At 45.0% G+C, this 11309-nt stretch carries 11 protein-coding genes; 5 read left to right on the top strand and 6 right to left on the bottom strand.

All coding sequences use genetic code 11. The annotated features are described in order from the left end of the window. From PX636_RS03435 to PX636_RS03420, 4 genes are all read right to left on the bottom strand, one after another. Positions 1–370, bottom strand: a 370-nt coding sequence (locus PX636_RS03435; RefSeq protein ID WP_288116232.1) for an acyltransferase family protein, incomplete at its 3' end; no start/stop codon positions are given. A gap of 173 nt (positions 371–543) precedes the next feature. Further along, positions 544–1383 carry a class I SAM-dependent methyltransferase gene (locus tag PX636_RS03430; RefSeq protein ID WP_002787626.1) on the bottom strand — a complete coding sequence of 280 codons (840 nt, stop codon included), beginning with the start codon at positions 1381–1383 and terminating at the stop codon, positions 544–546. A gap of 300 nt (positions 1384–1683) precedes the next feature. Then, positions 1684–2856 (bottom strand): glycosyltransferase family 2 protein, encoded by a 1173-nt coding sequence (locus PX636_RS03425; protein WP_288116231.1) that lies wholly within the window; start codon positions 2854–2856, stop codon positions 1684–1686. A 359-nt stretch (positions 2857–3215) separates the two neighbouring features. Further along, the gene (locus tag PX636_RS03420; RefSeq protein WP_002756689.1) at positions 3216–3428 is read right to left on the bottom strand and encodes an Hfq-related RNA-binding protein; all 213 of its coding nucleotides are present in this window, start codon (positions 3426–3428) and stop codon (positions 3216–3218) included. A 61-nt stretch (positions 3429–3489) separates the two neighbouring features. On the opposite strand from PX636_RS03420, the gene dapF reads away from it, so the two are divergent. After that, positions 3490–4335: a diaminopimelate epimerase gene (gene dapF, locus PX636_RS03415; RefSeq protein WP_288116229.1), complete on the top strand. Its 846-nt coding sequence runs from the start codon at positions 3490–3492 to the stop codon at positions 4333–4335. Positions 4336–4393: 58 nt separating this feature from the next. Here the strand turns inward: dapF and PX636_RS03410 are convergent, their stop codons facing one another. After that, a complete protein-coding gene (locus PX636_RS03410; RefSeq protein WP_002756687.1) occupies positions 4394–4606 on the bottom strand; it encodes a CAB/ELIP/HLIP family chlorophyll-binding protein in 213 nt (70 codons plus the stop codon). Between the two features lie 501 nt (positions 4607–5107). On the opposite strand from PX636_RS03410, the gene PX636_RS03405 reads away from it, so the two are divergent. From PX636_RS03405 to hisB, 3 genes are all read left to right on the top strand, one after another. Further along, positions 5108–5791, top strand: a complete 684-nt coding sequence (locus tag PX636_RS03405; protein ID WP_002796567.1) for a hypothetical protein — start codon at positions 5108–5110, stop codon at positions 5789–5791. A 166-nt stretch (positions 5792–5957) separates the two neighbouring features. Next, the gene (locus tag PX636_RS03400; RefSeq protein WP_288116227.1) at positions 5958–7472 is read left to right on the top strand and encodes a TonB family protein; all 1515 of its coding nucleotides are present in this window, start codon (positions 5958–5960) and stop codon (positions 7470–7472) included. 374 nt (positions 7473–7846) lie between these two features. Beyond that, entirely contained in the window at positions 7847–8476 is a 630-nt protein-coding gene (gene hisB / locus PX636_RS03395; protein ID WP_002782099.1) for an imidazoleglycerol-phosphate dehydratase HisB, read from the top strand. A 30-nt stretch (positions 8477–8506) separates the two neighbouring features. Here the strand turns inward: hisB and thrC are convergent, their stop codons facing one another. Next, complete coding sequence (gene thrC, locus PX636_RS03390; protein WP_002745674.1) at positions 8507–9616, bottom strand: threonine synthase; 1110 nt, start codon at positions 9614–9616, stop codon at positions 8507–8509. Between the two features lie 340 nt (positions 9617–9956). Here thrC and tnpB point away from each other — a divergent pair, with 340 nt between their 5' ends. Beyond that, entirely contained in the window at positions 9957–11129 is a 1173-nt protein-coding gene (tnpB, locus tag PX636_RS03385) for an IS200/IS605 family element RNA-guided endonuclease TnpB (RefSeq protein WP_002764978.1), read from the top strand. The last annotated feature ends 180 nt before the right edge of the window (positions 11130–11309 follow it).

The following is an 11309-nucleotide window of genomic DNA, read 5'->3' as shown; positions in this document are numbered from 1 at the left end:
TTCCACCTCGCAATAACCACATGATCGATCCGACAAGTCCTCGGGAAAAGGGGAAATTTATCCTGCCACCCAGAATATATATCGCAATCGCTCCGAGAATCGTCCAAAAAAAATATATTTTTAATAACTGCGGAACTTTTCTATTCTTGATATATTGAAAGCTGGCACCTTTACTATAGGTCAAAAATAGAGAAATTTGAAAGAAAATGGGAACCGACAATAGACAAAAGTTATAATAAAAAACACGGGTAAGTTCTCTTATAAACTCGAAAGATAGTAAAAAGTCTAATCCTCCAGAATGCCACAGAACGACTAACACACAGGCAATTCCTCGAAGATAATCAAAGCCACTATATCGATAATTTTCCATGTCATTGATTTAAAGATAAGTTATTGATTTTGTACTCCGACATGATCGAGGGAAGGAAAAGCGGGCGGAAATAGCACAGAGGAGGTTATAAGCGGTATGTAATAGCTAAACGTGAAGTGAATCGATCACCGCAACTGAATGGATAGTGCGGTAATCCGTTCGCCCATATTCTTTTAGATCTTCCGAGCCAAAATCATCAATCCTCCCATTAATTCCACCTTTCTAGAATCAGGTTTATCTAGATTAAAGCTCAACAAGTTAGCGAGAATACGGGCTAAAAACCAAGGCATTTTAGCACTCGCTTTTCTAACTCCCAAAGAGCGCTGAATTTCGATCGGCTGTTTACTGCGTTTCATCAATCCGTAAATGATACCTGACGTATAACGGGCGATTGTTTCCCATCTTCTTACTTCGCTGGCGGTCTGATATTCTGTAGCCCGTTCAATTTGAAGACCATGAGGAAGAAGATGATTTTCCCAATCTTTTACACTCCAATATCGCAGGCAGGCAAAGCGCTCGTCCACTTCCCGTCTATATTCTTCCAGAGAAACCCACGGTAACACAGGGCCGCCCAAACATTGGTGAAATTTATCTCCTGGCACGGTTAACAAAAATTGACCACCAGGCCTTAATAGTCTAGACACTTCCGCAATCACATCATCTAGATTAGGTATATGTTCTAAAACTGAGTTGGAAAATACCCAATCAAAACAGGAATCTTTTTCGGGAATTTGATCGGCGGGAGTAATGTGAATTCGTTCGTAAATTCCTGATTTTTCGGCTAAAGCCGCTTCTTGAGGGTCTATATCTATACCGACCATGCTTCTTGTCCCGACAGATTCTAAAATGATTTGGGTCAGTTGTCCGTCACCACAACCGAGATCGAGACCAAATCCCTCGGGAAAGGGATAGGCTATCACATGATCTATTTCTGTCGCTCTCCAGACAGCAGTTGCGGGCTGAAAGGGATAATCATGTAGAAATCTCCTCAACAATTTTTTGTTAATAGTCATAATTACTACCTGGATTAAAGGTTAGCTTAATAATTGCTTTGTCGTGCCGATTATATCACAAGAGGATTTTTAGTAAATTACTAACCTTGAAATAACCTCAATGCCAGACTTATGGAGATAGTTGTTGATAGTTTTAATGGAGTTGGACAGCATTGATTAGGCTGAATAGGAGTGGTTTTCTCCGGTTGAGGACAAATTGCTTTCTCTTACAGCCTTTCTGGTCAAGGTGAAGCACGGAATAATCCTTACTAATCAGGTATTTCAGATGCCAGAACGAACCTCATGTATCTGAGAAACTATCTATCCTCTCTTTAGTTGCAATACACTTAAAAAGAAACTGGAAAAAATCACCTGTATTCCCAAAGCGAGACAGGTCACTGAAGGAATCACGAGACGCATGGTTACAGCAGGGTCTAAAGTACCGAATTGCCTCGCTTCCCAAGTTTGAAAAGCATATATCGATCCTCCGATTCCCAACAAGATTAAACCTCCTCCGATGATCAAACCCACCTCCAAATTAAGATAACGGAAAAATCGTCTTAACTTGCGGTCTTCCGGTAATAAACCCTCGCTGATAGCAAAAGCTTTTGTGAAGATGGCAAAACTGACGATTTGAAAGCCAATAATCAAAGCTGTGGCTGAATAGAGAAGGGTATGAACTCTGGGTTGGGTCATAAACCAAATCGTCGCCACAAATCCCAGAAACATTAAAGCCAGTCCGGGATAGAGAAACAACCAGCGAGGACTATACATTAAGAGAAATCGGAGATGTCGCCAGCCATCGCGCCAAGTTTTTAGGTGGGGGGGACGACTGCGACCGTCAGGGGATAAAGTGGTTGGTACTTCGGTAATTCTCAGGCCGTAGAGGGATGCTTTCACCACCATCTCGCTGGCGAATTCCATGCCAGTGGTGCGTAGGTTCAATTGTTCGATCGCCCGTTTACTAAACCCGCGCAATCCACAGTGAAAATCACCACAGGGGCTGCCAAAAAATAACCGTCCTAACCAAGTCAAGACAGGATTGCCCAGATACTTATGCAATACCGGCATCGCCCCGGGTTTAATTCCCCCCTGAAAACGATTGCCCATCACCAAATCATAACCCTGTCGCAATTTTTCTAGGAAAGGCGAGAGATTGGTAAAGTCATAGCTATCATCGGCATCCCCCATAATAATGTATTGACCTTTGGCGGCGGCGATACCCCCCCGCAGGGCGCTACCATAACCCCTTTCCGGGATAGGAACCACCCGCGCCCCTGAATTAGTGGCAATTTCTTGGGAACCATCGCTACTGCCATTATCGGCGATTAGCACCTCTCCCGCAATTTTGTGTCGTTCCAGATAATCTCGTGCTTTGCCGATACAGGTGGCCAGGGTTTCCGCCTCGTTGAGACAGGGCATGACGATCGATAATTCTAGAGTAGGTATCTGCTCCTTAGAGGCGGCATCTGCCCTGACCTGATTTTCCAGCATAACAATCGCGGTGGAGTCGTTTTGCCAAGAGTATAACAGGTTATGTACAGCAGTGTCCCAAATTGTTAGCAGACAATCTGCTTATTCTTTTTCCTCTGAGCGGCAATCTATATCTGAAGTTGAATGGCGATCGCTCGGCTGGACTCTCTGACTTTCTTTATTTGGCAATTTGACCCAAATTTTCGATCAACTCAAATTCTGATGCTATCCTCGCCATCCCACCTGATTATTTGCTAAAATTCATGGCCAAATCTCCTTAACCCCAACTGACCTTACATTTGCTCAAAAGCTATCTGCTTGCTACTGAATTTTTGATGCGTCCGGGACGCATCCCACAGCCAAATATCGCCAATTTCCCCCTAGGCTTTGGGTCTTAAATAAACCAGAGACTGTTGCCAAATTAAAGTGGGTTTATCGTAGTGATCGACTAGGTATAGACAGTTAACATCTTGCCAAAGGATGCGACCAACGAGGAGATCATCGGTGCTTAACTTAATTTCTACTTCCCGTTTCTCTTGAATATAGCTCTGTACTTGTTTAATACTCGGCAGACCAGGATCGAATTGAGACATAATGAGTTTATCGATGAGGTGTTCATCCTCTATTATTCCTGTTGAGCAGCTTTTATTGACCATGAAAATCCCCTTTACCAAATATCAAGGCCTGGGCAATGATTTTATTTTGATAGATAACCGTCACAGTCCCGAACCCCTGATCACAGCGGAAATGGCCGTGGCTATGTGCGATCGACATTTTGGCATCGGTGCCGATGGCGTGATTTTTGCGCTTCCCGGCCAAGCGGAAACCGACTACACCATGAGAATTTTCAACTCTGATGGTTCGGAACCGGAAATGTGTGGTAACGGTATTCGCTGTCTAGCCCAATTTATCGCCCGTTTAGAGGCTAACAACACCATTGGCCGCACCTATCGCATTCATACTCTAGCAGGAACGATAATTCCCCGTTTAGAAGCCAATGAACAGGTAACGGTCGATATGGGACCGCCGCAACTCCTAGGCAGTGAAATCCCCACCACTTTGGTCAAGGGGTCAGAAAAAGTCCTCGCGGTTCCCCTAGAGGTGGAGGGCAAAGATTGGTTAGTTACTTGCGTTAGTATGGGTAATCCCCACTGTGTCACTTTTGTCGATGATCTGACCTCTATTCCCCTAGAAACTATCGGGCCAAAATTTGAGCATCATCCAGTTTTTCCCCAACGGACTAATGTGGAGTTCGTGGAGGTAATCGCACCGGATTATATGAAGATGCGTGTCTGGGAAAGAGGAGCGGGAATTACTCTCGCTTGCGGCACTGGTGCTTGTGCTGTGGTGGTGGCAGCCCTGTTGACGGGCAAATGCGATCGCCGTTGTACCGTGGAACTCCCCGGTGGTTGTCTTCAGATTCACTGGTCTCAAACCGATAACCGGGTTTACATGACAGGTCCTGCTAAAGCTGTTTTTGAGGGCATTTATGGTATCTAAACCACCCCGTATGGACGGGGACTGAACTCCCCGAACAGCGCGACGGGATTGTTAATTCTTAGAGACTGGTAATCCAAGCAATAATTCCTTTACCGGTTAACAATTCAATGGCTAAAAGAGAGACAAAGCCAATCATGGCCAGTCTGCCATTCAATTTTTCAGCGTTTTTGGTAAAACCGAGACTGCTAGAACTATCAACGTACATTTTCGGTTCAACAGCAAAATTATTCAGTCTTCCTTGTTCTTCGGTGGTGTAGCCGCGGGCAGTCATGGGGAGGCTCCTTTTGTATGCTTATGTTAAGAAGTGTAACACATTGTTAAGTTATGTTGCAAATTTTAACAAAAAATTTCTGGAGACTCAGAAAAACTCGATCGGGTATTCAGTCAACGGCAAGGTTCTGGGCTGTCAGGGTAGTGCTATAGTTCTATCTCCTCTGGGTTTATTGAGGAAATTTTGCTTTTTTATTGACAAATTACCCAAGTTGTGGTAACAAAGAGGTGTATGCTTGGCCACCATAGTCAAGGGAAAAACAAAAACTATCTTAAGGTCGCCAGAGGACTGCCGTTAAACTGCGCAGGAGTTAGCGGGGGAAAAATTGCCACCGAAAGCGAACCCGAACGTAGGGAGTCAACTGACCTTGAGCGAAGATGTGCCGAATGGGTTAAGTGTGGGGAGAATAGGGAAAAACCACTAGGAAAAACCTGAATAGAATCTTAATATATAGAGTGCCTAGTAGCCGTAACGATTGCGCTCACTGTTTTTGTAAATTCTATGGCAGAGATTAGCCCAGAGATCAACCTCATGCAGATAGCGACTATACTCAACCAATATCGATTTGAAATGAGAGGATATAAAGCGCAAGAATTAATCGAGCGCTGGTTGCCCATCTATTCGCTAAATTGGATTCGCATGGCGATTTTAGAGGCACTCTATCAGGGACGTTACAAAGTCATTTCGGTGGAGGAAATCCTCAAAATTTGGCACCGTCGCGGCCATCCTACCTTTCATTTTACGGGGGAATTCGAGCGCTTGGTTTGTAAAAACTTGCTAGATTCCCAGTTAGATGGCAAAAAACCAGCAGTTATCCCTAAACGGGAACAGATCAATATACCTTCTCCCACCCTTGAGCAGCCCTGTCCAGAGCCAGAAGCGGGAAAAACCGATAATAATGGCACAGTAGCTACGAGTAAAGATTCTTTACTCAACTTAGAAACTTCTCTTTTTAATGATCCTCGCAAAGGTATGAGTAATGTGGAGGAATTATTCTCGCAGTTAACCCCGGAAACGCCCAAATTCCCTGAATTAGAATCAGTGCCTAAATCGCCTAACGGTCCTGGAACTAGGGAGAATTTTCCGGCTAATTTTAAACCGGCAATCGATGAGTTTATCCCTTTGTTAGACCCTTCGGAATTGTATCCCAAATTAAAAGCTGTGGCCCGCTCACCGCATAAGTAGGGTTGGCTGAAAAAGTTTTTCGGTGGTGGCAGGGTGTGGGGTGTGGGGTGTGGGGTGGTGGGGTACTGACACCAATTAATTCCCCGCCCTCAAGAAAAAAAATCGCCCTGACGATTAAAATAGAGTTAACTTTTCCCCTCAAGGCTCTGCTCAATTAACTAGCATTATGACATCCTCCTATTTTGGTCTAGAAACCGAAGAAAATAAACTAATTAACTCTAATAATCTCTCGTTCGCCGCTTCTCTTGGTATTCACGTCCTAATTTTAGCGATTATCTTACCTAATTTCCTCAATAATCCAGCGCAGGAGCCAAAAAAGGATTTACGCAACGTCAATCTGATTGAATTAAACCCTCTAGAGCAGTCACGTCTTCCCAGTCTCGACTCCTCCCTGTCCAGCTTACCGGAACTGCCTAACCCCAATTCGTCCTCTTCCTCTTTGCCTCCTCTCCCCCCCATGGATGGCATCCATAACAGCACCTTACCTCCTTTACCCTCGGTTTCTTCCCTTCCTCCCTTACCTTCCTTACCCGCTTTACCTCCCCTCTCCTCTTTACCCTCCGTCAATATCTATTCTCCTCCCGTGGCATCTATCCCCTCCCTGGGTAGATTACCGATTCCTCGCAATTTTCCCACTTCTACCCCCAGTTTACCCAGTCCTCCTGCTGTTCCCACCCTGCCGGACAATAATAATCTGCCTAGGGAGACTAATAACCAGCAGGTGCGGCCTTACTTCGATCCCTACCAAGATAATCTAACTTTAGATAGATTGCGAAATTCGCCCCTTAGTGCATCGCAACAGGCGCAGGAACAATTAAACAATTCCCTAGCCCGCACACCGGAGCCGAATGGTCAATCGCCCCTAGATGAACAGCGTCGTCAACAATTAATGTGGGAAATGCGGGAACGTTTGCGCTCCCTGGAGGCGGATAAAAGTAATACCAGTAACGAGGATGCGATGAGAAATCAGGTGGATTGGCTGGCCAGAGTCCAAAAAAGTAATCCTAACGCCTTAAATGAACTAAATCAGCCCAATCAGGGCAGCGGAGGCATAACTACCGTCAATTTGACCGGTAATTATCCCGCTACGGCTTGTTCCCGTCAATTGGCGGGGACGGCGGTTTATGGGGTAACGGTGGATGCTCAAGGCCGCCTCAGCAGTGAACCCCAGTTAATTAAAAGTGCTGGCTTCCCGATTTTCAATCAACAGGCGGCTGGGGAAGTGAGATCAACTCGTTTTAATAATCCCAGTGGTGAGTCGAGAATCTATCAGGTGCGAGTCAGTTTTGCCCCTAACCCGGAAGTGTGCCGAGGTGCGATCGCTAATCCCCCAAAACCGGAGGGTAGTAACCTCAATACCCGTAACTCCCCCCCCGTAACGCCGGCAATTGAAACCCCGCTTCGTCCTAATCAACCGCCACAACCCGCCGTTAGTCCCCAACCGGATAACGTCAAGCCGCCCGAAACCACAGGACCAAATCCAGTCCAAAACCAGCAAGAACCGCCCAAAGAAGCGATAATCGAGCAAAAAGCCCCAGAAGCTCCTCCCCAAACCCCCGCTCTCAATCAGCCGGAGGGTTCCCCCGCTAGTCCCCCCACTAGCCAAAATCCTCAACCTGTCAGCGAGGAAGCTTTGCCCCCCGGTCCACCGGCGGAAGCTAAAACTGAACCAGAAAGTTAGGCCTTTTCAGTTATCAGTGATCAGTTATCAGTAATCAGATGTGAGTTTTAAGTTTACTGATTACAAGGGCCGAATCTAAAACCTAATTTGTTAAGCTAAGTAGGGAGACACAATTATTTGTAGGATGGGTTAGCGGTAGCGTAACCCATGCGGGCGTTGGGTTTCATGCTTCAACCCAACCTACGTTCTTTTCTAGACCCCCCGCACAAGTAAGTTATCGAGCTGCTATCGGGTCAAAATATCTAAAAGCTCGGATAAATTTGACATAATCTTAGGTTTTATGGGTAGGATAGTTGTTTCTTGTCTTCTGTCTCCTGTCTCCTGTCTCCTGAAAAGGAAAACTTCGTATCTCACCATTAAGATAACTGCTGCAAATGATTTCCACTTCCCAGATCCCCGATTCTTTTGTCTCACCTTGCCGTCGCGCCTCCGTTAGTCGTACTACCAAAGAAACCGATGTACAGGTGACGATCGATCTTGATGGTAGCGGCAATTGTCGCGCCCAGACAGGAATTCCCTTTCTCGATCATATGTTGCAGCAAATCGCCTCCCACGCTGCGATCGATCTCGATGTGCGTGCCACTGGAGATCTAGAAATTGATGACCATCACACCAATGAAGACGTGGGAATCACCCTCGGACAAGCTTTACTGCAAGCTTTGGGGGACAAAAAAGGGATCGTCCGTTTCGGGCATTTTGTCGCCCCTCTCGATGAAGCTTTAGTGCAGGTTGCCCTCGATTTTTCCGGTCGTCCCCACCTCAGTTATGGTCTAGAAATTCCCACCCAAAGAGTGGGAACCTACGATACTCAGCTAGTGCGGGAATTTTTCGTTGCTTTGGTCAATCACAGTCAAATGACCCTACATATTCGTCAATTAGACGGGATTAATTCCCATCATATTATTGAGGCTACTTTTAAAGCTTTTGCCCGGGCGATGAGTATGGCCATAGCGATCGATCCCCGTCGCGCCGGTATAATTCCCAGTTCTAAGGGAGTTTTATAGAAGCACTGCTTAACCCGAATTAACGTTGGCTTAGAAGCCCATAATTTGAGCCACTTGGGTTAATTCGGGAGCAATCCCGGATTTTAGTTGGTTATTGCTGTGTTTTACCGCCGAATCTGGGTCTTTTAAGCCATTTCCCGTTAAAACACACACTACGGTAGCCCCATCGGGAACCTGTTGATGCACTTTTAATAATCCTGCCACAGAAGCGGCGCTGGCTGGTTCACAGAAAACCCCCTCTTGGCCCCCTAAAATCCGATAGGCTGCCAATATTTCCTCATCGCTGACTGCGTGAAATTGCCCTTGACTAGCGTGACTAGCGGCCCAGGCTTTTTCCCAGTTAGCGGGGTTGCCGATACGGATAGCCGTGGCTAGGGTTTCGGGATGGTCAACCGGTTGTTTGGAGATAAAAGGGGCAGCCCCGGCAGCTTGAAAACCCATCATCTTGGGCAGTCGGTCACATTTGCCTATCTGGTGATACTGACAGAATCCCATCCAATAGGCGCTAATATTGCCCGCATTACCCACGGGAATACATAACCAGTCGGGGGCATTACCCAAGACATCGACAATCTCGAAAGCAGCAGTTTTTTGACCCTCTAAACGGTAGGGATTGACGGAATTGACTAAAGTTACGGGATAATTTTCTGATAGTTGGCGGACAATCTTGAGGGCATCATCAAAGTTGCCATTAATAGCGATGACTTCGGCTCCGTACAATAAAGCTTGGGCTAATTTTCCTAAGGCCACATAACCATCGGGGATAATCACAAAAGCCCGCATCCCGGCCCGTCTTGCATAGGCTGCCGCCGCCGCCGAGGTGTTCCCAGTACTGGCACAAATCACCGCTTTTGCCCCTTCTTCCTTAGCTTTCGAGATGGCCATGGTCATGCCCCGGTCTTTAAAGCTGCCGGTGGGATTTAAACCATCATATTTGACAAAAACCTTGACATCGCGCCCGATTTGTGCTGAGAGATAGGGGGCGGGGATCAGGGGTGTATTGCCTTCTAGGAGGGTAATTACAGGGGTTTTACTGCTTACGGGCAGAAATTGGCGATATTCTTCGATCAAACCGCGCCAGCCGCCGATAGACGATGATTTAGTGGGTGATTGGGGGATCGATCGAGAAATAATTGTCATAGCCTTAAGGATACAGATTTGATTAGATGGCCTAACTTCCTATTCTATCCAATAAGCAGTCCAAAAAATTCATCTCGATCGCCCAGTTGGGATTCATGGGGGTTAAAACAGGGATGCCGGGAGATAAAAGGCAATAAAAGCCAATAAATGACTTTTTTGGTCAAAAAATAGTTATTTTATTGCTAAAACTCTGATTTTTTGCCCTTTTTGTCTTTCAGAAGTTGATTTAACTTAGTGTCAGCAGAAGTCCCTCGCTTTTAGCGATGGGATGAATGCTGACCAGCATATAGACAATTCTATAAAGTTGTGTTATCATAAATATAGATTCTTGATAACAGCCATGTACAAAGCATATAAATTCACAATAAAACCCAATACCGAGCAAGAAATAGCCTTAGCTAAAGGCTTCGGCTGTTGTCGCTGGTTTTGGAACTATTCCTTGAATTTATGCCAAGAAACCTATAAAACCACAGGAAAAGGGCTAACACGAAACTATATTCAGGGACTATTGCCTAGTCTCAAAAAAGAATATGAGTGGTTGACAGATGCTTATTCTCAGTGCTTACAGGTTGTTGCTTTGAACTTATCGCAAGCTTATCAAAATTTCTTTGAAAAACGGGCTAGATTACCAAGATTCAAGTCCAAACATGGTAGGCAATCAATTAGCTATCCAGCTAATGTCAAGTTTGAAGGTGACTACCTCAAATTACCGGGTAAAGTTGGATTAGTTTATTGTGTGCGTCATCGGGAATTTGAAGGAACAATTAAAACCGTTACTATCTCAAAAACTCCAGACGGTAAATACTACGCTTCTATTTTAGTTGATGACGAATTGGAGTTGCCTGAGACATCAAAGGATGGCAAAGGCATAGGAATTGATTTAGGACTTACTCATTTTGCCATTACCAGCAATGGTAGTAAGTATGAGAATCCTAGACATTTAGCTAAACATCAACGTAATTTAAAGCGTAAACAACAAAAGTTATCCCGTAAAAAGAAGGGAAGTAACAACCGTCAAAAAGCTAGACGTAAAGTAGCTAAAGTTCACTCTAAAATCTCAAGATGTCGTGAGGATTTTCTCCACAAGCTATCCCGTAAGATAGTTAACGAAAACCAAGTTATTGCGGTAGAAAATCTCAATGTTAAAGGCATGGTACGCAATCATAATTTAGCTAAGGCTATTAGTGATTGTGGTTGGGGAATGTTTTGTACAATGCTTAAATACAAGGCAGAATGGGAAGGAAAAACTTATATCGAAGTTGATAGGTTTTTCCCTAGTTCTAAAACTTGTAATGTCTGTCTAAATCAAGTAGCGAGTTTACCACTTGATGTTAGAACATGGACTTGTGAGCATTGCAAAACAACCCATGATCGTGATATAAATGCGGCGATAAACATCAAAAATGAAGCCTTACGGATATTGTCGTTAGGAACTAGCGATACTGCCTATAGAGGGGATGTAAGACCAAAAGTTGGGCGTAAGTCCGTCTTGAGGCAATCCCCCGTGAAATAGGAAGCTCTCAACTCTGTTGAGAGTAGTTCACTTAGCTGGTTATATTTAAATTGAAGATGGCTCCCCCCTGCTTGATAAGCTATCCATTAGTCACATCTTTCTTAACATAAAATTTGACAAAAAGAGAAAAGTGTGCAAGATGGCTCAAGGGGGTTCTATGGGGGGACTAATTTGATGAGA

The sequence above is a fragment of the Microcystis sp. M53598_WE2 genome (assembly GCF_030067735.1).
GTDB lineage: Bacteria > Cyanobacteriota > Cyanobacteriia > Cyanobacteriales > Microcystaceae > Microcystis > Microcystis aeruginosa.
This window is presented reverse-complemented; position numbering and strand designations above follow the sequence as displayed.

Excerpts from the sequence above, each read along its gene's own strand:
- PX636_RS03400 (WP_288116227.1), top strand. The coding sequence starts at position 5,958 with ATGACATCCTCCTATTTTGGTCTAGAAACCGAAGAAAATAAACTAATT.
- PX636_RS03425 (WP_288116231.1), bottom strand. The coding sequence starts at position 2,856 with ATGCTGGAAAATCAGGTCAGGGCAGATGCCGCCTCTAAGGAGCAGATA.
- dapF (WP_288116229.1), top strand. The coding sequence starts at position 3,490 with ATGAAAATCCCCTTTACCAAATATCAAGGCCTGGGCAATGATTTTATT.
- PX636_RS03405 (WP_002796567.1), top strand. The coding sequence starts at position 5,108 with ATGGCAGAGATTAGCCCAGAGATCAACCTCATGCAGATAGCGACTATA.
- hisB (WP_002782099.1), top strand. The coding sequence starts at position 7,847 with ATGATTTCCACTTCCCAGATCCCCGATTCTTTTGTCTCACCTTGCCGT.
- tnpB (WP_002764978.1), top strand. The coding sequence starts at position 9,957 with ATGTACAAAGCATATAAATTCACAATAAAACCCAATACCGAGCAAGAA.
- thrC (WP_002745674.1), bottom strand. The coding sequence starts at position 9,616 with ATGACAATTATTTCTCGATCGATCCCCCAATCACCCACTAAATCATCG.
- PX636_RS03430 (WP_002787626.1), bottom strand. The coding sequence starts at position 1,383 with ATGACTATTAACAAAAAATTGTTGAGGAGATTTCTACATGATTATCCC.
- PX636_RS03410 (WP_002756687.1), bottom strand. The coding sequence starts at position 4,606 with ATGACTGCCCGCGGCTACACCACCGAAGAACAAGGAAGACTGAATAAT.
- PX636_RS03420 (WP_002756689.1), bottom strand. The coding sequence starts at position 3,428 with ATGTCTCAATTCGATCCTGGTCTGCCGAGTATTAAACAAGTACAGAGC.